The following is a 25320-nucleotide window of genomic DNA, read 5'->3' as shown; positions in this document are numbered from 1 at the left end:
AAGGAGGCCGTTTCATGACTGCATCTAACAAAAGCATTGTCGACAATCCTAGTCCATTTGTAGCCATTCGCAGAGAGCTCCATCAAATTCCTGAGCCCGGCTTCGCTGAATTCAAAACACAACAGTACTTACTGGACTACATTAAAACTCTCCCTAATGAGCGTTATGAAATCCGCACTTGGCGTACCGGCATTCTGGTGAATGTCAAAGGTACGGCTCCTACACGCCGTTTCGGTTATCGCGCCGACATGGATGGATTGCCTATTGTTGAGGATACTAGTTACGAATTCCGCTCCACTCATGAAGGCTTTATGCATGCCTGCGGTCATGACGTCCATATGTCCATTGGTCTGGGTGTATTAACTCATTTCATTCAGAATCCTATCCGCGACGATATTACCTTTATTTTCCAACCAGCAGAAGAAGGACCAGGCGGAGCGAAGCCTATGCTGGAGAGCGAAGAGCTTCGGGATTGGCTTCCGGATCAAATAATCGCCCTGCATGTCGCTCCTGAGTACCCCGTCGGTACAATTGCCACCAGGCCGGGTATTTTGTTCGCCAATACATCCGAGCTGTTCATCGATTTGACCGGCAAGGGCGGTCATGCTGCCTATCCTCATCAGGCGAATGATATGGTGATTACAGCCTGTCAGCTTGTATCACAGCTGCAAACGATAATTTCCCGTAATGTGAATCCTCTGGATTCGGCCGTAATCACAATCGGTAAAATCGACGGCGGCACCAAGCAAAACATTATCGCGGAAAAGGCCCGTTTGGAAGGTACGATTCGCACCTTATCCGCTGAAACCATGACGCTGATTAAATCCAGAATCGAATCGCTAACCGCAGGGATGGAAACAGCTTATAATTGCAAAGTAGATATCGATTACGGTTCCAATTACCGTCAAGTGTTCAACCACGCTGACATTACACACGAATTCATGAATTGGGTGCGTGACCATAGCGATATGCAATTGATTGAATGTACTGAAGCTATGACCGGAGAGGATTTCGGTTATTTCCTGGAAAATATTCCGGGCTTCATGTTCTGGCTTGGCGTCGATACTCCATACGGACTCCATCATGCCAAAATCGAACCGAACGAGCAGGCGATCGATCTTGCCATCCATATGATAAGCAGCTACATTACATGGAAATCCGGATCAGAGAGCTAAGAATAATAAACTTAGATTCACATAACAAAAGCTCCTTCTACCTGAAATTAGGCGAAGGAGCTTTTTACTATTCTTAGGTACTACTCATCTTCCGTCGGTTTCTCTACCAGTTCCAGTGAGAATGCTCCACCTTCCGATTCATCCGACTCCACATAACGCTTCAATGCCGCCATTTTATTTTCCCAATAACGTTCATAGAAGCTTAACCATCTCTTCAATTCCTGAAGCGGCTCTGTATCCAGACGATATCTTGTTTCGCGACCGACCTTCCGTTCCTTCACTAGTCCGGCATCCGATAAAATACGCAAGTGCTTAGAAACAGCCGTTCTGCTCATTGGAAAGTGACCGCTGATGACCGTAACCGGCATTTCCTTCTCGACGAGCAGCTTCAACAGCTTGCGGCGGGTTGGATCGGCTATAGCTTGAAACACATCGTGCTTCTGTGTAGGCGAGCTCATTGCATCCCTTCAACATAAGCTGCCAGTTTCTTCTGCATACCATTCCACCCGCCTGCCATGTTATCTCTAATGGCTGTATGCGGTTGACCGAATTCCGTCACTTTATCGGCATCCCATCCGGAATGAATCAGGGTGAACTCTGTTTTATCGCCTTGCTCGATTAATTCAAATGTAAGGGTCCAGTCTTTTCCCCATGTAAAGGAAAGTTTGTTAGGAGGATCAAGTTCAGTTACTTTACAAGGCGAATCTCCAAAAGGACCTGCGTTCAATTGAAACTCATAGCCTTCAATAGGCTGAAAGTTATTCGGCATAAACCAAGCCGAGATGCCATCAGCTGTTGCAACAGCATCCCATACTTTTTGTATCGGCGCATTCAAAGTTAAAGTTTGACGAATATCAGGAAGTGTATTTTGACTCATTTATAATTCCTCCAATAATAAATTACGAAACCATTTGGTTTCAATTATGATTATACGAAACCAAATGGTTTCGTGTCAACCTGCTTATTTTGCCCTTTCCTCGATAGGCATTATTCTTTCCGCACAAAAAAACCATGGAAACAGGTTTCCACGGCCTTCTGCGTTAATTATACTTATAAATTCTTAACAAACGTTTCCAAGCGATCCATCGCTTTCTCAAGCACTTCCATTCCGTAAGCGTAAGAAATGCGGATATAGCCTTCTCCATAGATCGAAAAAGCATCGCCAGGAACGACAGCAACCCGTTGTTCTTCCAGCAGCTTCATCGTGAAATCCATCGAAGTCATCTTGAATCGTTCAATGGAAGGGAATAAATAGAACGCACCTTCTGGCTTATCCAGCTCAAAGCCCATTTGAACGAGACGATCATATACGAAATCCCGTCGTTCGATATAAGCTTTCTTCATCGGAAGTGCGTCATCCACCCCATTCGTCAACGCTTCTAGGGCTGCGTATTGGCTTATGGAGCTCGCACAAGTTACATTGTACTGGTGCACTTTAACCATATGCTGCGACAAGTATTCCGGCGCGAAGGTGAAGCCAATTCGCCAACCCGTCATGGAATGGGACTTTGATAAGCCGTTAATGACAATTGTCTTTTCGCGCATAGAAGGAAACGATGCAAGCGAAACATGCGGTTGATCATAAATGAGCTCGCTATAAATTTCATCCGAAATAACAAAAATCGATTTGTCCTCAAGCAGCCGCGCAATATCAGTGAGCTCCTGTGCATTCAATACACGCCCCGTTGGATTCGATGGATAGCACAGAATAATGCAGCGCGTTTTCTCAGTAATATGCGGCTCCAACAAATCTGCGGTCAGCTTAAACCCGTTAGCACGTGTATCCACATAGACAGGCTCGCCTCCGCACAAACGAACGAGCGGTTCATACCCCGGATAAATAGGTCCTGGCAAAATGACCTCACTGCCTGCTTCCAGAATCGTACGAAGCGTAATATCCAGTGCTTGACTTGCCCCTGTTGTTACAATTACCTCCGTTTCCGGACGGTATTTCAACCCATACTTGTGATCGACAAATTGAGCAGCCGCTTGGCGAAGCTCCAACATGCCAGGGTTAGGAGTATAGGTCGTTTTATGTGCATCGATAGCCGCTTTAGCAGCAGTCATAATATGATCGGGAGTCGGAAAGTCCGGCTGACCAATCGTCAAGGTTACTGCATCCTTGTAGGTGCTGACCAGATTGGATATTTTACGGATACCTGATATTTGGATGTCTTTTACTTTGGAATTAATTAAATGTTCCATGCTTCAGTCCGTCCTTATCGATTTTTTAAAACATGCAGCAAATGCTGCATATCTTCAGGCAGCTCTGCTTCAAACTGCAAATGCTCACCTGTCCGCGGATGTACAAAGCCAAGAACCGCCGCATGCAGCGCTTGTCCCTCAATTGTTACATGCTGGCTTCGAGCAGGTCCGTATGCCGGATCTCCCGCCAATGGATGCCCGATAAACTTCATGTGAACCCGAATCTGATGAGTACGGCCGGTTTCCAGCTTCAGCTCCATTAATGTGAAGTCACCGAATCGCTCCAGTACGACAAAGTGAGTTACTGCATGCTTGCTGTTTTTTTCAGTCACCGTATATAGCTTACGGTCATGAGGATCTCTACCGATGGGGGCATCTATCGTACCATGATCATGCGCCACATTGCCGTGTACCACAGCCAAATATTTTCGATTAACGGAATGCTCCTTCAGCTGCGCGGCTAGTGAAACATGCGCCAAATCATTTTTGGCCGCCATCAACAGACCCGATGTATCCTTATCGATTCGATGTACGATCCCAGGTCTCATAACTCCATTAATACCGGATAAATCCTTACAGTGATACAAAAGCGCATTAACCAAAGTTCCAGAATAATGGCCGGGAGCCGGATGAACTACGAGACCTCTAGGCTTATTCACAACTATGACGTCTGAGTCTTCGTATATAACATCTAATGGGATCGCTTCAGCTTCAAGGTTCATTTCCTCAGGTTCAGGGACGTTAAGGAGTAACTTATCTCCCTCCGCCAGCTTGTAATTCGCTTTTATCAGGGCACCATTGACCGTGAGATGCCCCTCTTTAATCCATTGCTGCACCTGTGTACGGGAGACATCTTCATCTAACGACTCGGTAATGAACTTATCAACCCGTTCGCCTCGCTCTTCAGTTCCTATGATCCATTCCATCGTTTGCTCCAGTTGTTCTTGATCCGAAACTGACATGTCGTTTATGCGCCTCTCCTTTCTTTGTTCCAGCTAATTAGTGAATCAATGAAAATAAGTGCCACGCCTACTACAATGGCTGAATCCGCGATATTGAAGATCGGATAGGTATAATCTACAGAAGATCCGAACCAGTTGAATTGAAAACGGAATTGCAAAAAGTCTACCACTTCACCGAACAAAGCGCGGTCGATAAAATTACCAAGAGCTCCGCCAAGCAATAGGCTTAGAGCAAATGGCAGCAGCTTACGGCCTTCCTTGCGTGTCTTTTGCAAATACCAAATAACAGCGGCAGCAACAACCAAGGTAATGACGATAAAGAACCATCTCTGATTTTGCAAAATTCCGAACGCGGCACCGCGATTGCGGTGGGAAGTAATTTGAAAAAACTCTCCAATAACCGACCTGGACTCACCCAGCAACAGTTTGTTTACAATAACCCATTTTGTCGCTTGGTCCAAAAGAAGCACTATCAATGCGTAGATGTAATAAATCAATGTTTCATCTCCTTATTTCGCTTCCTGTAATACAATGATTTTCCTATGTAAAAAGGTCAATAACCGTGAAAAATAGAAGCAACGTGATTTTTAAAGGAGGCGGCCCCATGCCGGATCACCCGAACACATTGAACTCTCAACAGCTGCAAGAAATTAAACATACGCTGCAGGAAGAGAAACAGTGGCTAGAGGATCATTGGCAAGCTAACGAACATTTCGGTTTGAATGAATCACTGAAAAACCAAACCGGTGAGCTGTCCACTAACGACAATCACCCCGCCGATTTGGGCTCAGAATTGTTCGAACGAAGCAAAGACATTGCCTTGAACGAGAACCGTGAGCGCCATCTTACTGATGTAAAGGAAGCCTTGCAAAGAATAGATAACGGCCGATATGGCTTATGTGATACTTGTGGAGCTCCCATATCTTTCGAACGTCTGCAAGCTATACCGACAACGTTATATTGCATTGAACACGTCCCTGATCCCAATGCATCCGAAGATCATCGTCCTGTAGAAGAACAATTTCTTGAACCGCCTTTCGGTAGGACCAGTCTGGACGAACACTCCGAGCAAAATCAATTTGACGGAGAAGACGCATGGCAAATCGTTGAAAGCTGGGGAACGTCCAACACTCCTGCAATGGCCGAGAACCCTAATGTTTCCGACAATTACAATGATATGGAGATTGAAGCCGACGAGCACGACGGCTATGTGGAATCGTTCGAAAGCTTTCTGGCTACGGATATGTACGGCCAACATGTAACAGTAGTCAGAAACAGAGCCTATCAGGATTACATGAACAATGGTGAAGGTGAGGGCCTGCTTGAGCCAGACCAAGAAGCATTGGACGACGGGTATTATTAATAAGTTCGTCCTTCCAGCTCTACTCCAGTCACAATAATGAGCGGACCGGCAAAAGAAACGAATTCTTTTGCCGGAATGCTCGACTATGATTTAAACTCCGGCAACTTGCTTAATAACACCGGCACATCTTTTGCAAAGAGTAGGATGTTCCTCATCATGACCGACTTCTGGCGTAACAATCCAGCAGCGCTCACATTTATCGCCCTCAGCTACAACGACTTGAACGGATAAGCCTTTAAAGGAATGGGCTCCTTCCGGCGCTTGAGCACCAGGTTGATGAATTGCTACAGCAGAAACAATGAATAATTGATCCAATTGATCGAAGCTTTGAAGCAGCTTGAATGTCTCTTCATCCGGATAGAGATGTACGGCAGCCCCCAAGGAATTACCAATAACTTTCTCCTTACGCGCTTCCTCTAACGACTTCAATACATCATCTCGGATTCCAATAAACTGCTCCCACTTGCTTTCCATAGCTTCGTTGAACAAAGCCTTGTTCACTTCTGGAAGCTCACTTAATTGTACACTTGCCAGCTCAACACCTGGAATATACTTCCATACTTCATCCGAGGTATGAGGCAGAATCGGCGCAATCAATTTAGTTATTGCCGTCAAAGCATCATATAATACGGTTTGCGCTGCTTTACGTCCTGCATCACTTGGAGCGCTGGCATACAGCCGATCCTTGATGATATCCAGATAGAAAGCACTCATCTCTACTGCGCAGAAGTGATGAACGGTTTGATACACGATGTGGAAATCATACGAATCATAAGCCTTAGTAACACGCTCAACCAAACGGTTCAAACGTACAACGGCAAAACGGTCAAGCTCGTTCATGTTCTCAACAGCTACTCGATCTGTACTTGGGTTGAAGTCATACAGATTACCAAGCAAGAAGCGCAGGGTGTTACGGATTTTACGATAAACTTCGGTAATTTGGTTCAAAATGTTATCCGAAATCCGAACATCCGATTGATAGTCAACCGATGATACCCACAAGCGTAAAATATCGGCGCCAAGCTTCTCACAAACCTTATTAGGATCTACTGTATTACCTAAGGATTTGGACATTTTGCGTCCTTCTCCGTCAAGCGTAAAGCCATGGCTCAGAATGCCTTTGTAAGGCGCTTGGCCTTTTACAGCAACACCTGTAATAAGAGAAGAGTTATACCAGCCGCGATATTGGTCAGAGCCTTCCAGATACAGGTCAGCAGGCCACTGCAGTTCGTCGCGTGTTTCAAGAACCGCTACATGGCTGGATCCGGAATCGAACCAAACGTCCATAATATCGGTTTCTTTACGGAAATGATCGTGACCGCACTTTGGACATACAGTACCGCTTGGCAGCAGTTCTTTCTCTTCTAGCTGGAACCATGCATTGGAGCCGTCCTTCTCGAAAATTTGCGCAACGTGCTCGATAGTTTCGTTATTGACGATTGGTTCGTTACAGCTGCGGCAGTAAAAAATCGGAATGGGAACTCCCCAAACCCGTTGACGGGAAATACACCAGTCTCCACGATCCGCAATCATATTATGAAGGCGAACCTCGCCCCAATTCGGAGTCCATTTAATCCGTTTGATTTCATCCAGCATCTCTTGACGGAATTTATCGACCGAAGCAAACCACTGCTCCGTAGCACGGTAAATTACCGGCTTCTTTGTCCGCCAATCATGCGGGTACTGATGCTGAATTGTGGTCATATGAAGCAAATGTCCGGATTCTTTCAGCATCTCCGTAATGAGTTTTCCACCTTTTTCATAGAACATGCCTTCAAATCCAGGAGCTTCGGCAGTAAAGTGACCTTGATCGTCGACTGGACAAAGAACGCCCAGGTTATAGCGTTGTCCGATTGCAAAGTCGTCTTCTCCGTGTCCCGGAGCCGTATGAACGCAGCCTGTACCCGCTTCAAGTGTAACATGCTCACCAGTCATTACAAGCGAAGTACGGTCATAGAAAGGATGCTTGCACAGAACATGCTCTAGTTCACTACCCTTAATCTGGGACAGTATTTGTACATCCGTCCAGCCGATTTCTTTGGAGGCCGCTTCCAAAAGACCAGCAGCAAGCACATATTTTTTGCCATCAGCCTGTACAAGCGCGTAGTCAAATTCAGGATGTAAGCTGATTCCCAAGTTCGCAGGAAGTGTCCAAGGCGTAGTCGTCCAAATAACAATGGAAGCATCCTCAGGAAGCTTGCCTTTGCCATCTTGAACTGGAAACGCTACATAAATGGATGTGGACTGCTTGTCTTGGTATTCGATCTCTGCTTCTGCCAACGCACTCTCAGAGGATGGGGACCAATATACAGGTTTAAGTCCTTTATAGATATATCCTTTATTTACCATTTCACCGAAAACGCGAATTTGCTGGGCTTCGTATTTGGGTTGTAAAGTAATATACGGGTTGTCCCAATCTCCACGTACGGCCAAGCGCTTAAATTGGCTTTTTTGTCTTTCTACCCATTGAAGAGCGTACTCTTTACAATACTCCCTGAATTCGTGAACACTCATTTTTTTGCGGTCCACTTTGCCACCATTGGCAATGGCCTGCTCAATCGGCAAACCGTGAGTATCCCATCCTGGAACATAGGGAGCGTCAAAACCTTGCATCGTTTTAAAACGGACAATAATGTCCTTCAAGATTTTGTTCATCGCATGCCCGATATGGATGTCCCCGTTCGCATATGGAGGTCCGTCATGCAAAATAAACTTTGGCTTTCCTTTGCGACTCTCTTGAACCATACGGTAAATATCCATTTCGTTCCAATGCTCCAGCATTTTCGGTTCTGCTTGCGGCAGGTTGCCGCGCATCGGAAATTCCGTTTGCAATAGGTTTAATGTTTTTCCATAATCCATGGTAGCATTCAATCCCTTCAATAAAATAACTTCGTGCAGTTGTTCATTCCCAACAAAAAAAGACCCTCATCCCATAGGGACGAGAAGTCTCGCGGTACCACCCTGATTAAGGCCCTGCTGACAATCATAGAATAGTGTCTCCATTATTCCGACTGCGGCTCTAGCCTTCGCTCATTGATTTATAACGGAATCACCCGATCTGCTTTACTTAACATTCAAGAGACGCTCATGGGTGATTTTCCTTTACTGCAGAGGCCGGGCTCCCACCAATATCCCGACTCGCTGATCGCGCATACGTAAAGTACTCGTCCCAGTCATCGTTTTTGCTGTCATTTAATTTTACTCATTACGGAGTATAACGAAAATACAAGTCAGAGTCAACTAACTTGTCCATCGTTATGGCCTTCATTATGTATGCTCGATCTCCATACGTTCCAGAGAGCTCCAATCTTCCTTGCCAAGCAGCTCCAGCTGAGCCTCAAGCAAAGTGCGGAAACGAGTACGATAAATGGAAGCCTGCTTTTTCAATTCTTCGATTTCCACTGCAATTTTTCGGGATTTTGCCAAAGATTCGTTGATAATACGATCCGCGTTTTTTTCCGCTTCTTTTATAATCAACTGCGCTTCTTTCTTCGAATTGGATTTAACCTCATCAGCCGCTTCCTGAGCGATAATGATCGTTTTGCTCAACGTTTCTTCAATGTTGGTAAAATGATCAAGCCTCTCTTGAATCGTTGTCAGTTGATTTTGCAAATCCTTATTTTCACGAATAAGCGCTTCATAATCTTTAATAATTTGATCCAAAAATTCATTGACTTGGTCTTCATCGTAACCGCGGAAAGAACGCCCAAATTCTTTATTATGTATATCCAACGGTGTTAACGCCATTGCTGCACCTCCTGAATATTTTGCAACATCCCGAAATTGTTCTATGTCAGACGCGTATTGCTATATTCGACAGTAGGCTGCAATTTCCTTCATTCTCCATAAAAAAAATCGGCAATCTATACATATTTGCCGATTTTAACGCGAAATCTGCCTTTTTTGGTTAATCCTTCGACTTCCAATACTTTAAACCGTCCGAAGCCCTGCAAGGAAATGACATCCCCAGCTTTAAGCTGCTTGCTTGGATCTTCTTCCTGCTTCCAGTTCACTTTACAGCGCCCTGCCTTGATCGGAATTAAAATTTTGGCGCGGCTCAAATGATAAACGTCACTTACTATGCCATCCAGCCTCAAGGAGGCCACCGACAAGCCAACTTCTTCAAGCTTTGTCTGGGCCGCCTTCAGCTGCTCTAGCGGCAAAAGCTCCGTCTGCACGTGCACCCGATGTACCTGCTGCAGATTGAGCCGCATATAGTCCGCAACTTCATCTGCCACAAGAAAATGGCAGCCCGAATCCGAGACATGTATATCTCCGATTTTGTCCCTTTTGATGCCAAGAGCCAGTATCGAGCCCATATAGTCACTGTGATCCAGTTCCTTCAGCTTATCGTCCAAGGCCGTCACGGAGATTAAGCTGATTCCCATATTCTCTTCCTCAAGCATCCGATAATCAGGTGCCACCAGTGCACGCCGCCGTTCCGAATGTTCATGTCCTCCATCGAACCGCACCTGCACATCCGTGGTGCGGTTAACCAATGTGGAAAGAATGAACGCCTGTCTTGGATCCAGAAAGTCCGTCAGCTTCACGGAATGCTGTTGAGCCCGTTCAACCCACTCAGATGCCTTGTCTACGAAACGATGCTCATCAGGGTGAAAATGGGAATAAATTTGGTCTGCGTTCAAATCCATCACCTATACAAAAAAGTTCACAATTGCACGAATGCCTTCGCCTATGAATCGAAGTGCGATCAATGCGATAATCGGAGAAATATCGATCATCCCGCCAATGGGAGGAATAAATCGTCTGAAGATAGACAAGTAAGGCTCGCATAACTTGCCTAATATTTCACCGACAAAGCTTTCTCTTGCACTAGGAAGCCAAGAAAGCAGCACATAGGCGATCAGCATATATGTATAAATTTCTATAAGTGTGTAAATGTATCCGTCAATTGTGGAATACAAGCTGTTCACCCCGTTTTCAGTTATTGTGAGTACCCTTCATGACCCAGTATTTCCGAGATGGAGCCATGAATTTCAACCGTATCCGGTGTACACAAAAAAATGTTTGGTCCGATTTTGGAAATCGAGCCATTGAGGGCATACACCGTACCGCTAATAAAGTCTACGATGCGGGTCGCCTGATCAGGCCGAACCAAATGCAAATTGACGACAACGGGACGGCGAGAGCGCAGATGATCGGCGATCTCCTGAGTGTCCTCATAAGATTTGGGTTCGGTAAGCATTACTCTAACATTTTTTTGCGAATGTATACTCACCACATTATTCTTATTTCTACGTTGTTCGTTTGGATTGGTTTCAGGTTCTTCCGGCTGTTGTTCTACAACCCGCTCGCGCTCTACTACTTCCTCTTCGTCCTGTAGTCCCAAGAAGTTCATGAATTTATTCATGACGCTCATGTCCACTCCTCCTTCAAGTTTCACTTTGTGAAACTAACTTTGTAAGCATTAACATAGTTTCACACTTGGGAAACTAACTTCAGTAAGCATCAGCTAGATTCTCACTGTAAGTGAAATTTAATTTGCATGCATGACTCTGCTATTCTTTACCCACCAGCACTGATCCCAAACGAACCCAAGTTGCTCCTTCTTCGATAGCAACCTCAAAATCGTTAGACATCCCCATAGATAAATGAGGTACCTCGTACCCAAGAGCTCTCACGCGGTTCATCTCATCCCTTAATTCTCTTAGCCGTCGGAATACAGGGCGAGTCGCTTCCGGTTCCGCTTCATAAGGAGCCATCGTCATGAGACCCACTATATGGATGTTTTCCATTCCTCGAATAGCTTGGACGAATGAATCGAGCTCTTCTGGCGGGAGACCGTATTTCGTCTCTTCCCCCGAAACGTTCAGCTGGATAAAGCATTGCGCCTTGATTCCCATAGCACCCGCTTTCTTATCCAATTCCTTGGCAAGCGAAAGCCTGTCCAATGAATGAATATAAGCGAATTTCCCCAGCACATCCTTTACCTTGTTCGTTTGCAGATGGCCAATAAAATGCCATGTTCCTTGATCGCCGAATGCTTCCCATTTAGCTTGAGCATCTTGCCATCGGTTTTCTCCGATATGATGTAGACCCTGCTTAAGAACCTGTCCTGTGGTTTCCAAAGAAACATATTTGGTTACCGCAATAATATGAACCTCATTACGATCACGTCCGGAACGGACGCAAGATTTAGCTATTCTGTCTTCTACATATGGTATAGTTTGCGTCAATTGCAAAACGTGAAGTCACCTCAATTTCTATTACCTATTCATGCAATCCAATCCACGCAGCCATCCTGCCCGTTTTCCCGCCTTCCTTACGGTGAGAAAAGAAGAGGTCGGTGCGACAACTCGTGCATAAACTACTTATTTCGATATGAGACGGCAAAATTCCTGCTTTTATCATAATTTGTCGGTTCATTTGTTGCAAGCTTAAGTTATATTTCCCATTATCTTTATTTTCAAAGATCGGAATCGATTTATTATCGTCATGATTTTCAATTCCTAATTCATCCATCGTTTGGCGGATCTGCGTAATGACCTTGTCATCCACCTCATAGCAGCATGAATGGATGGAAGGGCCGATCGCCGCAAGGACATCTTCCGCTTTCGTACCAAACTGATGCTCCATCGCTTCAATGGTTTTCCGTGCTATTTGCAATACGGTTCCTTTCCAGCCGGCATGCGCCAATCCTACAGCTTTATGAACAGGATCAAAAAATAACAGCGGCACACAATCCGCGAACAATGCATGGAGGATGACTCCCGGTTCATTTGTTATAAAAGCATCTTTAGCTTGTATCGCACCTTCTCTTGAATCCACGCCAGCTCCCGCATGCTGTCTTGTTACCACCTCAACTTCATTTCCATGGACTTGCTCAGCATAAGTGCAATCCTCCAGCTTCACATTCAAGGCTTCCGCCAAGCGAGTCCGATTAGTGATTACATCCTCAGGCACATCCATGACATGAAGTCCACAATTCAAGCTGCTGAACTCCTTCTTACTAACTCCACCGTGACGGGAAGTAAATCCTGCCGTTAAGTCTATCGTTTGATCCATCCAATGCTTAATAAAAAATAGCTCGCAACCGTTCTCCACTTTTTGCAATACAAATGGTTCCATCATGCATCTCCCTTCGCCTTCAGTCTCCGATTACCAAACTCTCCCTATCAGTATACACGATTTTGGAATAAAACCTCAAAGCAATTGCAACGACAAAACAGCACACTTACCGAAAAACAACACCGCTCCCTGCGGCATGCTCTCGTTCGTGTGCCTTTAACTAGGGCTTCTGTTCAGCTCCGATACTGCCGGTTATATTCATATACTGTCGTATCCACTTCCTCCTGCTGCCGATAAGCTCGAACATCATCCAGCTTTACCAGCACTACGTCCATTCCGATTTTTACAATATTTTTCCATGGAATGACGACATCCGTAGACCCGCCGAACCATCCAAATAAACGGTTGCTGCTCGGTACGACGATGGACTCGATCTTGCCTTGTCGGAGATCCAGCTCCAAATCGCTTATTTGACCCAGCTTTTTGCCGTCCACAATATTGATTACGTCCTTGGTTTGGAAATCTGATATTTTCACGCTGCAACCACCACGTATTCTCATGGATTCTTAACCTGCTAACTAAACCTCGCTTTTCCTGCCTCTTATAGATACTATATGTGAGACTTGGGCAAAATGTCCTTCTTCATGAAAAAAAGACCCACTCTCCTTGTATTGACGAGTCGGTCTGGTCCGTTTTGAAGTCAGAGCGCTATCCAGCGCAGAGTTAGTTTTTAACGTGCTTTTGCATTTGTGAAATAGCAGATTTCTCCAATCGCGATACTTGAGCCTGTGAAATGCCGATTTCATCCGCAACTTCCATTTGCGTTTTGCCATCGAAGAAGCGCATGGACAAAATCATTTTTTCCCGATCATTGAGCTTGCGCATCGCTTCCCTTAAGGCTATGCCTTCAATCCAGGATACGTCTTTATTGCGGTCGTCGCTGATTTGATCCATCACGTAGATAGGGTCTCCCCCATCATGATAAATCGGCTCAAACAAGGATACGGGATCCTGAATAGCATCCAGAGCGAATACTACATCTTCCTTCGGTACATTAAGCGCTTCTGAAATTTCATAAATCGTCGGCTCACGTGAATTTTGATTCGTCAGACTGTCACGAACCTGCAATGCCTTGTAAGCAATATCACGCAAGGAACGCGATACACGAATCGGATTATTGTCGCGTAGATAGCGGCGAATCTCGCCAATGATCATCGGTACCGCATACGTTGAGAATTTTACATTTTGGCTTAGATCAAAATTATCAATAGCCTTCATCAGTCCGATACAGCCCACTTGAAACAGATCATCTACATATTCACCACGATTATTAAACCGTTGAATTACGCTGAGCACCAACCGCAAATTACCGTTTACCAATTTCTCTCTTGCAGTTCGTTCATTATTAGTTTGCAGTTGAACGAATAATTCACGCATTTCCGCGTTGGTCAGAACAGGTAGCTTTGCAGTATCGACACCGCAAATCTCGACTTTGTTTCGGGTCACCGTGATTACCTCCCAAGGAGAAACATTAATGTTAATTATCTCCTCGCGATACTTTTTTATGCGCTGACCCCAACCCACTATTGCCACTTTGGAAATGCGTAAATCGATTCAACCTCAATCAGATCAAGCACGGATTCGCTTACAAATCATTCAAAAAATATTTTTTCCATTTTAAACCATTTTATTAAATTCCTTACGCAGCCTTTTAATGATGCGCTTTTCCAAGCGCGAAATGTAGGATTGGGAAATCCCCAGCATGTCCGCTACATCCTTCTGCGTTTTTTCTTCTCCGTCCTGAAGACCAAATCTCAGCTCCATAATGGTGCGCTCGCGTTCTGTCAGCTTATCCAACGCCTTATGCAGCAGCTTGCGGTCCACCTGCTCTTCGATATTCCGGTAAATCGTATCGTTCTCCGTCCCCAGCACGTCCGACAGAAGTAGCTCGTTACCATCCCAATCAATGTTAAGCGGCTCATCAAAAGAAACCTCGGTCCGGATTTTACTGTTACGCCGCAAATACATCAAAATTTCGTTTTCAATACATCGAGATGCATAGGTAGCAAGCTTAATTTTTTTCTCCGGATCAAATGTATTAACGGCTTTGATCAAGCCAATAGCTCCGATGGAAACGAGGTCTTCAATGTTAATACCTGTATTCTCAAACTTCCTAGCTATGTAGACGACAAGTCGCAAATTTCGTTCAATCAGCATGGCTCGGATCGCTGCATCTCCCGAAGGAAGCTTTTCTAACAAATATTCTTCCTCTTCGCGTGTAAGTGGAGGCGGCAGCGCTTCACTTCCGCCTATGTAATAGATTTCCTCCCCTTTTAAACCAAGAAACAGCAAAAGACGGAAATAATAGATTTGCAGAATAAGCTTCAACTTCAAGAGCATAATCGAGTTCCTCCTTAGCATTTTGCGGTTTGTTTTCTCTAAGCTGGAGCCTAGATCGGGCAAGCATATTTCATTAATTTTGTAGCAAATTCGGATGAATAATGGCTTGGTACGCATTGTCGGCGCTTAATTTGCCACCATCTAATCCTATCAGTACTTTAAGAGCTTCAAACTGCTTGTCATTATGGGTAATGACCACACGATCCGGCTTAATCGCGAGCATAAATTGCGTGCTTCGATTGACTCCACGATAGGGCACCAGACGTAGACGGTCCTGCCACTCAAAATCATCAGTTCCAATGGCACTCACAATTTGGTCCACCTCTGCTCGTTCGATCCGTTGCTTCCAGGATTCCGGAATCTTCTCCTTCCACTGGGATAGCTCCATCACCATAACCGGCGTTTTCGTCAGTGGATCGTATAGCTGGTTTCCGGTATCGATCAATCCGGTACAGCTGGATTCATATTGATCGATATGCACGTCCACTTTTGCAAAATAAGAGGCCAGCTCTTCCTTTCGTTTGGAAGCTTGCTGAACATGACGGAACAGCCAAATCGCAAAGAACAGCACCACGATAATAAACAAAAGCCCTACCTGCAGCCTATGCTCCACTCCACCGGACTGCGTAAACAAAATACCGTTTATTACCTCTCCGGACGACATCCAAAAATAGTGAGCTCCTACTATCGTTCCAGCGGCTACAAAGTTAATAATGTAAAATGCGCCTACATTCCGCCAAAAATGCTGAAGCCCGCCATAGCCGTATGCCGTCAGAATCATAATTAAAGACAACAAAAACTTGACGGCAAAGGTAAACAAAAACGACAATGGCGGGAAAAACATGAGTACGACATAGGCTCCACCGATTGCTGCAGAGCACAGCAGTCTCCACCAGCGGAATTGCAGTCTTCTCATTTTGGTAGTAGCTATAAGCAGGACCACATCGATTAACATGTTGACGAGGAAAATGATATCGACATATACAATCATTTTCCTAACCTCCTGGGGTCCCTCTATGGTTACTAGCTTTAATGCGAATGAGACAAGTATATAGTAAGCATATTCCAAAGTCTGTCTAAACTTGCCGATTAGGTGCAACTTTTTTTGTCAGGTTATGGAATTTACAATGTGCTGTTCAATTTCTCTACAAATTGGATCCCGTACTGTTTGCAAGTCTCCTTCTCTGCTTGTGAAGGGGACAGCTCAATCTTAAGGCCATCCAATACGACATCTGCTCCTTGCTCCTGCAGCTTAGCAATGAGAGTATCGACTGCAGCCCCATATTCGGAATAGGAAGAGTCGCACGAACCAAATACGGCAGCTACCTTGCCCTTAAGATCAAGCTCATCCATCTCGTCATAGAAATCAAGAAACTCATCAGGCAAATCACCATCCCCCCAAGTATAAGCGCCTAGCAAAATACCGTCATAATTCATCAGCTCATTGCCGTTCGAATCCATCACGTTTTTTTGTTCTAGTTCTCCACCGGCTTCACGTATTCCATCAGCTATTGCATCTGCAATATCCTCCGTATTTCCTGTCATGCTCGCGAAAATCATTACTATTTTTGACATTTACATTCCTCCGAAATATAATTTATAACAGATATAGTGATAATGATTATTATTATCAATAAATCCATTCGTTGTAAATGATAATCATTCTCAAAAATGTTGTCAATACTTTCCGCCCTTTTTTATATTGAATCCACCTATAAAACAACAAAAGCCCCTCGATCCATTGGGAATGGTTAAGGGGCTTCTTACATTCGTTATTAAGTTACTGATCTATTTATGGATTATTTATCAAAGTTGTTTCTGCCGCGATTGCGAAGGAAGGTTGGGATATCCAATTGATCATTGGATGCTTGTCCACCAAATGGACGTAGATTATTTAAACCGCCGCCGCGGTTGTCATTAGCCGATACATCATTAGAAGTCGCGCTGTTGCCCATAGGCTGCTTGCGTACCTGCTGCTGAGTGTCAGGTTTATGCTCGAACCCCGTTGCAATGACAGTAACTTGAATTTCGTCCTTAAACTTCTCGTCAATAACAGCACCGAAGATCATGTTCACTTCCAAATCGGAAGCAGATGCCACGATATCTGCAGCTTCATTAACTTCATACAAGGAAAGGTTCGCTCCACCTGTAATGTTCATCAGAACGCCTCTTGCTCCATCGATCGAAGTTTCGAGCAACGGGCTTTGGATTGCCTTTTTGGCAGCTTCGGCAGCTCTGTTCTCACCGGTTGCAACGCCAATCCCCATAAGAGCGGAGCCGCGTTCCGTCATGATCGTCTTCACGTCCGCGAAATCGAGGTTGATTAGCCCTGGTACGGCGATCAAGTCAGAAATCCCTTGAACACCTTGGCGAAGCACGTTATCCGCTACACGGAATGCTTCAAGCATCGGGGTTTTCTTATCGACAATTTCAAGCAAACGGTCGTTCGGAATAACGATTAGCGTATCTACTTTTTCCTTCAGAGCAGCAATCCCTTGCTCCGCTTGCATAGCACGTTTACGTCCTTCAAATGTAAAAGGTCTTGTTACTACCCCTACAGTTAGAGCGCCGCATTCCTTAGCAATTTCTGCGATAACTGGAGCCGCACCAGTTCCTGTGCCGCCTCCCATACCTGCAGTGACGAATACCATGTCAGCGCCTTTAAGCGTGTTGAAAATCAATTCTCTTGATTCTTCTGCGGCTTTCTTACCCACTTCTGGATTAGCGCCCGCTCCTAAACCACGAGTCAGCTTATCGCCGATTTGCATCTTCTGATCCGATTTGGATAAGTGAAGTGCCTGTGCGTCCGTATTGACCGTAATGAATTCAACGCCCTTTACTCCGTTGTCAATCATTCGGTTAACAGCGTTACTTCCGCCGCCGCCAGCACCGATTACCTTTATCTTGGCAAGACTGTCCATGTCCATATCAAATTCAAACATAGCCTTCATTTTCCCCCTCATTAAGCCTAAAAAGTCATGTGTACCTTAAATAAACTCACTCAACCAATTTTTAAATCGTTCCATGACCGAAGGCCTTTGTTCGCTGGTAGCGGTTGATTTTTTTGGATTCGAGACGGATTTTTTTACTGCACTCGATTGCTTTGCAATTTTTAAATACTTGAAAGCGTATTGAATAATTCCAACACCGCTGGTATAAGACGGGTCGCGTACACCGATGAAATCCGGTACCGCAATTCTAACCGATGTCGCCAGTTCAGCTTGTGCAACAGCCAGCATGCCCGGCATAGAAACCGTGCCTCCTGTCAGTACATAGCCTCCTGGAAGCTCGGAGAAGCCCAATCGTTGTACTTCCAAATGAACTAAATGGAAAATTTCCTGCACACGAGGCTCGACGATATTCGCCAGATCCACCTGCGAAAATTCCTTATCAACGTTACTGCCAATACGATTTACTTTAAATACTTGATCAGGTGCAGCGTGCTCGATAACCGCGCAGCCGAATTTCAGCTTAATTTTTTCAGCTATGTCCACTTGAGTCCGCAAACCAATCGAAATATCATTCGTAATATATTCGCCGCCGATAGGCAAGGTTGATGTTGCTACCAAATTGTTTTGTTCAAAAACGGCGATGGTCGTTTGTCCTGCGCCGATATCCACCAGTACGGTTCCAATTGCTTTCTCATCCTTGGACAAACACAAGTGTCCTGCTGCTAAAGACATGAGAATTAAACCGCTAACCTTGACTCCTGCTTTCTCCACTACTCGGAGCAAGTTATGTATCGCTGTTTTCGCGCCTGTAATAATTGTGGCTTCCACTTCTAGACGAACGCCTATCATACTGCGCGGATCGTGAATTTCATCCAATCCGTCAACCAAATATTGGTTCGGCACAACACCGATAATTTCGCGTTCCGGTGCAAGAGGAATGACCTTAGCCGCTTGAATAACCCGTTCAATGTCCTCATCGCCGATTTCGCGGTCTTCATTAGAAACGGCTACTACGCCATGGCTAGATTGCAAAGCAACATGATTCCCGGAAATTCCAACGTAAACCTCTGCTATTTGAATACCAACCATACGTTCAGCATGATCGATCGCGTTGCGAATCGATTGTACCGTTTGATCGATATCGACAATGGCTCCCTTGCGAATACCTTCCGAGTCGGCAGATCCAACCCCTATTATATTAATGGCGCCGTTAACGACTTCCCCAATAATAGCACGAACTTTGGATGTACCGATGTCCAAACTAACAATGATGTCATTGCTGCTCAACCCGTGGCACCTCCTATAACTAATAGATATAAGCTTCGATGAAAAGAAAGCTTCTGTACATATTCCACACGGTTAGGGTTTTCCCTCTTTTTTCACAAACTTTTTTCAACAAACTTGTTGCTAAATATACCATAAAGTTAATTCTACCATTAAATCCCTTGATTGAGTAGAGTTTTCTATCAATTCCGCGTCGTTTCTTTGCCTGAAGTAGCTTTACCTGGATCTTTCTTTGAATCGGCAGAACCGCTCTGGGCGTTGGTTGGCGGCTTTTTATCGGACTTGACGTCTTTACCAGTTTGGGATTTATTACCTTCTACATCGAACGGCGCGTGAGTATCGACTTCCAATAACGTCAAAACCCCCGTATTCACTTTATTTTCCTTCAGATTGGAAATGTAGGCATCCAAGTATTGCAGCTTATTTGGTAAATAGCTAATCGTGGTGACAACTTCGAACTGTGAGCGGGTGTACATCTTGATTCGATCAGGGTAGGATGTCGACGGATCAGGCTTAATCTCAGATATATCCATCAAAGTTGACGCTGGAGCCGATGCCAATGCCTTACAGAGCTGAATCTTCAAATCCGCACTGCTGCCCCACCCGGTCAGTATAGGCTTGTCCATTATAAAATTCACCTCAGCGGACATTGGTACAACGCTGCCGTCAGCCAAGATTGCCTCAGGTTGATTAGCATTACCGAATTGATAGGCAACTCTGGGATATTCTTTGACTTCGATATGAATTACCCCGGGAAAATGCTTTGTAACCTTAGCAGATTCTACCATTTGCAGAGCTTTAACCTGTTGCTCAACATTATAAGAGGAGACAGCAAAAAAATGATCTCCTGATTTTACCCCGGATGCTTGCTCTACCGCATCAGCAGTTAGCAGCTCCTGCCCTTCTACCTCGACCGATGTGATTTTACTCAAGGACGATTGAAAGAATAGAATACAGAGCAGCGTAATGAAGAACAGGAATAAAAACAGGAGCAGCTTTTTGCTGCTTCTTGAACGTTTTTTTGTTTTGGGCTTTTGGATGACGGGCAATCTTTGTTCTTGGTGCAAGGTTGTCCCTCCTAAGGGCTTTCCAAAGGAAAGCCTTACTTCGTAAGCATAACTTGGTTTTGCGAATGCAAAACTTACTTCGTAAGCGTTACTGGGCTTTCTGAAAGAAAGCCAAATTCGTAAGCATTAACTTGAGTCTTGCGAATGCAAAACTTCTTCTTCGTATAACGCAACGAACTATGTAAACCGCCGATATCCCCGTCTAAAAAAAGAGGGGATAAATCAGCGGCAATGGTCATAGGAATCATGATATAAGTAATAAGTGCTTACTCGGAAGGTACCGGTGAAACGCGGTGAATATGGGCACCCAGACGTGATAGCATGAGTTCGATTCTATCGTATCCCCTGTCAATATGATGAATCTGTTCAATGATAGTTGTGCCTTGAGCAGCAAGACCTGCAATAACCAGGGCGGCACCTGCCCGTAAATCCGTAGCTTCTACGGTCGCTCCATATAATCTGGGCACTCCCTTGACGAATGCTGAGTTCAAATCGAGACGGATATCCGCTCCCATTCGGGATAGCTCATCTACATGCTTAAATCTGCCTTCAAATACCGTTTCTTTCACAATGCTAAGTCCATCTGCCAAGGACAATAAAACCATAATCTGGGATTGCAAATCCGTCGGGAAGGACGGATGTGGCGATGTAACAATACGCTCTACCGACTTCGGTCTCGATAGACAGTTTACATTTATTATATCACCGTGAATCGCTATTTGAACACCTGCGCGCTTCAGAACGTGTATCGCAGACGTTAAATGAGCCGGACATACATTCTCCAGCGTTACATTTCCTCTTGTTACCGCTGCGGCGATCATCATCGTGCCAGCAACAATACGGTCCGGAATAATGCGATAAGTACATGGAGTTAATTCCGAAACACCTTCTATCGTAATGGTGTCGGTACCTGCTCCAATAATATTAGCTCCCATCGCATTCAAGAAGTTTTGCAAATCTTGTATTTCCGGCTCTCTGGCAGCATTCGATATCGTAGTCCAGCCTTTGGCCATTGTTGCAGCCATCATGATATTTTCTGTAGCTCCCACACTCGGAAAATCAAGAACGATCTCCGCTCCCCGCAGCTCTTTAGCCGTACAAACAATCGTATTGCCGGATTCCTCGATCTCAGCTCCTAATGCGATGAGCCCGCTTAAATGTAAATCTATTTTCCTCTCTCCTATTGCGCACCCGCCTGGCTGATAGACTTGAACTCTGCCAAAGCGCGCTAACAACGGCCCCATCAAAAAAATGGAGGATCTCATTTGACTCATCAAGCTTTCGGGAATGTGATGCGAATGCGCAGTGGATGTATTAACGGTTACCGTGTCTTCATGATGATCGGTTCGGCAGCCTAGTGCGCGTAATATGCTTAGCATCACTTGAATGTCGGACAGATCGGGCACGTTACTGATTTCAATAGTCCCTTCTGCCATCATGCCCGCTGCCAATATGGGCAGCGCTGCATTTTTTGCACCATGAATCTTGATGGCTCCCGATAGAGGTCTCCCACCTTCGATAACCAACTTTTCCAAAGTCCCACCTCCGATTTACCGCTCACCCACCACCAATACTTCTGGCACAAGCTTAATTCCGTTTTTTTCCAAAACGATTCGCTGTACCTGTTCGATGAGGGTGAGCACGTCCTGAGCTGTCGCTTTCCCGGTGTTGACGATGAAATTGGCATGCAGCGGTGAAACTTCGGCTCCTCCGACTTTGTACCCCTTCAATCCCGCTTCTTCAATCAGCTTTGCAGCAAAATGTCCTTCCGGATTGCGAAAAACACTTCCAGCGCAAGGCAACTGCAGCGGTTGAGTCCGTAGACGCCTTTCTTTGTAGGCTGCCGTAGTTTCGATAATTTCTTTTTTGTCGCCGAATTGCAGCTGGAATACAGCCTCGGTTACGATCCCCGGTTCCTTCTGCAATAAAGAATGACGATAATCATACTCAAAATCGGCTTGCTGCATGGTCACCAATTCCCCTGTCGGGAGCAGCACTTCAGCTCTTAACAGTATGCGTGACACATCGGACCCGTGAGCTCCGGCGTTCATGTAGACGGCGCCTCCCACTGTTCCCGGAATGCCTCCGAAAAACTCGAATCCAGTCAAACCTTCCTTGCTGGCCATGACAGACAGCTTAATCAAGGAATAAGCTCCTCCAGCATAGACGATATCGCCATCAAACCGCAGTGTCTCCATCGACGGTCCAAGCTTAAGTACGATTCCTCGTATTCCTTTATCTGCAACCAGCATGTTGGAGCCGCGTCCGAGAACGGTCCAAGACGTCTGATGCTGATAAAGTAGCTTGACAGCCTCGACTAGCTGCTCTTTTGTGCGAGGGATCAGCAGCACATCAGCCGGGCCGCCGATCTTCCAAGTGGTATGAGGCGCGAGCGGCTCTTTCAGACGGCAGTCGCCGTATGCTCCGCTCAGCAATTGTGTTATGACCTGTTGCATGGGAAAACCTCCTTCACAGAACTCCAGGGCATCCGATTTAAGGACTTCGCGTCCAAACCGGAATGAACAACAAGATGAGACGCTTACTGTCAATGGGTTGGCGCCAATCTTCTGTCGTTAATAGCTCAGGTGTCTGTCACGGTTATAGTGTAGTTTATGTAAAATCGGAAATAGTGTGACAATAGCCCAGACAGTTTCTTCAAACTGCAGGTGCGGCGTTACTTTAGACAAGTTTCCTGAATTAATTGAAGGATCGTTTCCGTAGCGCTGTTTTGCTCCGTAGACCGAATCTTGGCGATCATGTGGTCCCGGTTATCGTAAACACCGTTAATACCTTCAATTAAGGTATCGGCAGTTAAATTCTCTTCGTAAAGAACTTCCGCATAACCATTCTTCTCAAAAGAAGCTGCATTCAGCAGTTGATCACCACGGCTCGCTTGCCTGGTCAGTGGAATCAGCAGCATAGGCTTGCCTAATGATAGAAACTCAAAGATCGACGTTGCTCCAGCCCGAGATACTACGAGATCCGTCATGGCCAATATATCGGCCAGCTCTTCATTGATGTACTCGAACTGCTTGTAGCCGCGACGCTTGGCATAGGCTTCATCTGTCTGCCCTTTACCGCATAGATGAACGATCTGATAACGTTCCAATAACGTATCTAGCGAATCACGTACGGCTGCATTAATTTTTTGAGCGCCGAGGCTTCCCCCCATGACCAGGAGGACAGGCTTTTGCTTGTGAAAATCACATAGATCCAATCCGCGATGCGCTTTTCCTTGTAAGATCTGTTCGCGAATAGGCAATCCTGTACATATTCCTTTGCCGCCTTTTATGTACTTGAGAGCTTCGGGAAAATTAACACAAATTCGATTCGCGAACGGAACCGATATTTTATTTGCCAATCCTGGAGTAATATCTGACTCATGGCAAATCACCGGAATCCGGTTCAACCAGCTAGCTACTATGACAGGGACCGAAACGAAGCCGCCTTTGGAGAATACAATGGCCGGCTTCAGCTTACGAAGCAGTGTATAAGCATCTCCAACGCCTTTTATAACTCTAAAAGGGTCTTTCATATTTTTCAAATCAAAGTAACGACGGAGTTTTCCTGAAGAAATAGAATGATAGGATATGCCGGCATGCTGAATAATGTCTCGTTCTATCCCTTGCTTTGAGCCGATATATTGAATATCCCAACCTTGCTTTTTCAATTTTGAAATGAGTGCCAGATTAGGAGTGACATGTCCTGCCGAACCGCCTCCTGTAAAGACGATAGTTTTCAAGCCGTTCACCTCGCATAGCGGGAAATATTTAATAGAATGCCGATAGAGGTCAGCATCAGAGTAAGCGATGAACCGCCTGCGCTAATAAGCGGAAGCGTAATACCGGTAACCGGGAACATGCCGATAACAACCCCGATGTTAATAACGACCTGGACAGCAATCATGCCGACGATGCCTGTTGCAAGCAGGCTACCGAACGTATCGGGTGCCGTAATGGCCGTCCGCATGCCGCGCCAAACCAACAGCATAAACAAAATAAGAACAAAGGAGCCGCCGATAAAGCCCAACTCTTCTGCAATAATAGAGAAAATAAAATCTGTCTGAGGCTCAGGCAAATAGCTGTATTTTTGCCGGCTCATTCCGAGTCCCAAACCCACCAAACCTCCTGGTCCGATAGCATAAAGGGACTGAATGGCTTGATAGCCTGCACCTAACGGGTCCTGCCAAGGGTCTAAGAACGCGGTAATCCGCTTTAAACGATACGGAGCCGCAATAACAAGTCCGATAAACCCTGCCACACCAACCATGCCCAAATATGAAAGATGCAGCAGTCTGGCGCCCGCCGTGTAAATAATGAGTAGAGAAGCCCCTACCAGCACTGCGCCTGTTCCAAGATCCGGTTGAAGCATAATGAGTCCGAATGCTAGACCTACTAAACCCAAAGGAGGTATGAGTCCCTTGTTAAACAGCGTAATTTTATTTTGGTTCTCAGAAAGCATTTTGGATAGAAATAAAATCATGCCGATCTTCATGAACTCGGACGGCTGAATACCGAAAGATCCGATACCGAGCCAGCTTCGTGCTCCTCCACGAACGACCCCGACTCCTGGGATCAAAACAATCAGCAGCAGAGCAAAGCATACAATGAGTCCGATCTTGGCGTACTTCTTCCAGACCAAGTAATCTACATTCATAGTAAATATCATGGCTGCAATACCGAGAACAGCAAACAGAAGCTGCCTTTTCAAATAATAGTACAGATCGCCAAACTCATGAAACGCCAGTACGGCGCTGGCACTGTATACCATCACCACTCCGATAGCTAAGAGCATCATCGTACATACCAACATCGTCACATCTGGTGCAGACCGCGCTTTTGCCATACATGCCACCTCTTACCTTGTAAAATGGTAGGGTAGGCT

26 protein-coding genes and 1 other annotated feature are annotated in these 25320 nt (G+C 45.4%); of the genes, 2 read left to right on the top strand and 24 right to left on the bottom strand.

From position 1 onward, the window contains the following. Positions 1-14: 14 nt before the first annotated feature. The gene (locus QMA13_RS11770) at positions 15-1175 is read left to right on the top strand and encodes an N-acetyldiaminopimelate deacetylase (protein WP_282941552.1); all 1161 of its coding nucleotides are present in this window, start codon (positions 15-17) and stop codon (positions 1173-1175) included. Positions 1176-1255: 80 nt separating this feature from the next. Here the strand turns inward: QMA13_RS11770 and QMA13_RS11765 are convergent, their stop codons facing one another. The 5 genes from QMA13_RS11765 to lspA all read right to left on the bottom strand — a co-directional run bounded on the left by QMA13_RS11765 (position 1256) and on the right by lspA (position 4839). Further along, positions 1256-1633 (bottom strand): ArsR/SmtB family transcription factor, encoded by a 378-nt coding sequence (locus QMA13_RS11765; protein WP_282941550.1) that lies wholly within the window; start codon positions 1631-1633, stop codon positions 1256-1258. Further along, positions 1630-2052 carry an SRPBCC family protein gene (locus QMA13_RS11760; RefSeq protein WP_282941549.1) on the bottom strand — a complete coding sequence of 141 codons (423 nt, stop codon included), beginning with the start codon at positions 2050-2052 and terminating at the stop codon, positions 1630-1632. Before QMA13_RS11760 ends, QMA13_RS11765 begins: the two co-directional genes overlap by 4 nt. A 173-nt stretch (positions 2053-2225) precedes the next feature. Then, complete coding sequence (locus tag QMA13_RS11755; protein ID WP_282941547.1) at positions 2226-3380, bottom strand: aminotransferase A; 1155 nt, start codon at positions 3378-3380, stop codon at positions 2226-2228. A gap of 14 nt (positions 3381-3394) precedes the next feature. Then, positions 3395-4342, bottom strand: coding sequence for an RluA family pseudouridine synthase (locus tag QMA13_RS11750; RefSeq protein WP_282941546.1), 948 nt, complete (start codon positions 4340-4342; stop codon positions 3395-3397). A 5-nt stretch (positions 4343-4347) separates the two neighbouring features. Continuing rightward, positions 4348-4839: a signal peptidase II gene (gene lspA / locus QMA13_RS11745; protein WP_282941545.1), complete on the bottom strand. Its 492-nt coding sequence runs from the start codon at positions 4837-4839 to the stop codon at positions 4348-4350. A 107-nt stretch (positions 4840-4946) separates the two neighbouring features. On the opposite strand from lspA, the gene QMA13_RS11740 reads away from it, so the two are divergent. Next, complete coding sequence (locus QMA13_RS11740) at positions 4947-5705, top strand: TraR/DksA C4-type zinc finger protein (RefSeq protein ID WP_282941544.1); 759 nt, start codon at positions 4947-4949, stop codon at positions 5703-5705. A 90-nt stretch (positions 5706-5795) separates the two neighbouring features. Here QMA13_RS11740 and ileS read toward each other — a convergent pair whose 3' ends face one another. From ileS to spoVE, 19 genes are all read right to left on the bottom strand, one after another. Then, positions 5796-8564: an isoleucine--tRNA ligase gene (gene ileS, locus QMA13_RS11735; protein WP_282941543.1), complete on the bottom strand. Its 2769-nt coding sequence runs from the start codon at positions 8562-8564 to the stop codon at positions 5796-5798. A 72-nt stretch (positions 8565-8636) separates the two neighbouring features. Next, positions 8637-8891 (bottom strand) — a binding site (T-box leader). 81 nt (positions 8892-8972) lie between these two features. Then, on the bottom strand, positions 8973-9452 hold the full coding sequence (locus QMA13_RS11730; RefSeq protein WP_282941542.1) for a DivIVA domain-containing protein: 480 nt from the start codon (positions 9450-9452) through the stop codon (positions 8973-8975). A 116-nt stretch (positions 9453-9568) separates the two neighbouring features. Further along, positions 9569-10357, bottom strand: a complete 789-nt coding sequence (locus tag QMA13_RS11725) for a YlmH family RNA-binding protein (protein ID WP_481858161.1) — start codon at positions 10355-10357, stop codon at positions 9569-9571. Positions 10358-10360: 3 nt separating this feature from the next. Continuing rightward, positions 10361-10630, bottom strand: a complete 270-nt coding sequence (locus QMA13_RS11720; protein WP_028549298.1) for a YggT family protein — start codon at positions 10628-10630, stop codon at positions 10361-10363. 20 nt (positions 10631-10650) lie between these two features. Continuing rightward, positions 10651-11085 carry a cell division protein SepF gene (locus tag QMA13_RS11715; protein WP_282941541.1) on the bottom strand — a complete coding sequence of 145 codons (435 nt, stop codon included), beginning with the start codon at positions 11083-11085 and terminating at the stop codon, positions 10651-10653. Between the two features lie 139 nt (positions 11086-11224). Beyond that, positions 11225-11908, bottom strand: a complete 684-nt coding sequence (locus QMA13_RS11710) for a YggS family pyridoxal phosphate-dependent enzyme (RefSeq protein WP_481858160.1) — start codon at positions 11906-11908, stop codon at positions 11225-11227. 28 nt (positions 11909-11936) lie between these two features. Beyond that, complete coding sequence (gene pgeF, locus QMA13_RS11705; RefSeq protein ID WP_282943375.1) at positions 11937-12794, bottom strand: peptidoglycan editing factor PgeF; 858 nt, start codon at positions 12792-12794, stop codon at positions 11937-11939. A 173-nt stretch (positions 12795-12967) separates the two neighbouring features. Continuing rightward, entirely contained in the window at positions 12968-13270 is a 303-nt protein-coding gene (locus QMA13_RS11700) for a YlmC/YmxH family sporulation protein (RefSeq protein WP_282941539.1), read from the bottom strand. 187 nt (positions 13271-13457) lie between these two features. Continuing rightward, a complete protein-coding gene (sigG, locus tag QMA13_RS11695) occupies positions 13458-14240 on the bottom strand; it encodes an RNA polymerase sporulation sigma factor SigG (protein WP_079910477.1) in 783 nt (260 codons plus the stop codon). Positions 14241-14411: 171 nt separating this feature from the next. Continuing rightward, complete coding sequence (gene sigE / locus QMA13_RS11690; protein WP_028549292.1) at positions 14412-15134, bottom strand: RNA polymerase sporulation sigma factor SigE; 723 nt, start codon at positions 15132-15134, stop codon at positions 14412-14414. 73 nt (positions 15135-15207) lie between these two features. Continuing rightward, positions 15208-16125 (bottom strand): sigma-E processing peptidase SpoIIGA, encoded by a 918-nt coding sequence (gene spoIIGA / locus QMA13_RS11685; protein ID WP_282941538.1) that lies wholly within the window; start codon positions 16123-16125, stop codon positions 15208-15210. Positions 16126-16256: 131 nt separating this feature from the next. Then, positions 16257-16709: a flavodoxin gene (locus tag QMA13_RS11680; protein WP_282941537.1), complete on the bottom strand. Its 453-nt coding sequence runs from the start codon at positions 16707-16709 to the stop codon at positions 16257-16259. Positions 16710-16933: 224 nt separating this feature from the next. Beyond that, positions 16934-18076, bottom strand: a complete 1143-nt coding sequence (gene ftsZ, locus QMA13_RS11675; protein WP_282941536.1) for a cell division protein FtsZ — start codon at positions 18074-18076, stop codon at positions 16934-16936. 45 nt (positions 18077-18121) lie between these two features. Then, positions 18122-19372, bottom strand: coding sequence for a cell division protein FtsA (gene ftsA, locus QMA13_RS11670; RefSeq protein WP_282941535.1), 1251 nt, complete (start codon positions 19370-19372; stop codon positions 18122-18124). Between the two features lie 179 nt (positions 19373-19551). After that, the gene (locus QMA13_RS11665; RefSeq protein WP_282941534.1) at positions 19552-20436 is read right to left on the bottom strand and encodes a cell division protein FtsQ/DivIB; all 885 of its coding nucleotides are present in this window, start codon (positions 20434-20436) and stop codon (positions 19552-19554) included. Positions 20437-20702: 266 nt separating this feature from the next. Next, positions 20703-21971: a UDP-N-acetylglucosamine 1-carboxyvinyltransferase gene (gene murA, locus QMA13_RS11660; RefSeq protein WP_282941533.1), complete on the bottom strand. Its 1269-nt coding sequence runs from the start codon at positions 21969-21971 to the stop codon at positions 20703-20705. 15 nt (positions 21972-21986) lie between these two features. Then, positions 21987-22892 (bottom strand): UDP-N-acetylmuramate dehydrogenase, encoded by a 906-nt coding sequence (gene murB, locus QMA13_RS11655; protein ID WP_282941532.1) that lies wholly within the window; start codon positions 22890-22892, stop codon positions 21987-21989. 218 nt (positions 22893-23110) lie between these two features. Further along, complete coding sequence (locus QMA13_RS11650) at positions 23111-24178, bottom strand: undecaprenyldiphospho-muramoylpentapeptide beta-N-acetylglucosaminyltransferase (protein WP_349254209.1); 1068 nt, start codon at positions 24176-24178, stop codon at positions 23111-23113. A gap of 5 nt (positions 24179-24183) precedes the next feature. After that, positions 24184-25281, bottom strand: coding sequence for a stage V sporulation protein E (spoVE, locus tag QMA13_RS11645; protein WP_282941530.1), 1098 nt, complete (start codon positions 25279-25281; stop codon positions 24184-24186). Positions 25282-25320: the final 39 nt, after the last annotated feature.

It is taken from the genome of Paenibacillus sp. RC67 (genome assembly GCF_030020805.1).
Lineage (GTDB): Bacteria > Bacillota > Bacilli > Paenibacillales > NBRC-103111 > Paenibacillus_S.
This window is presented reverse-complemented; position numbering and strand designations above follow the sequence as displayed.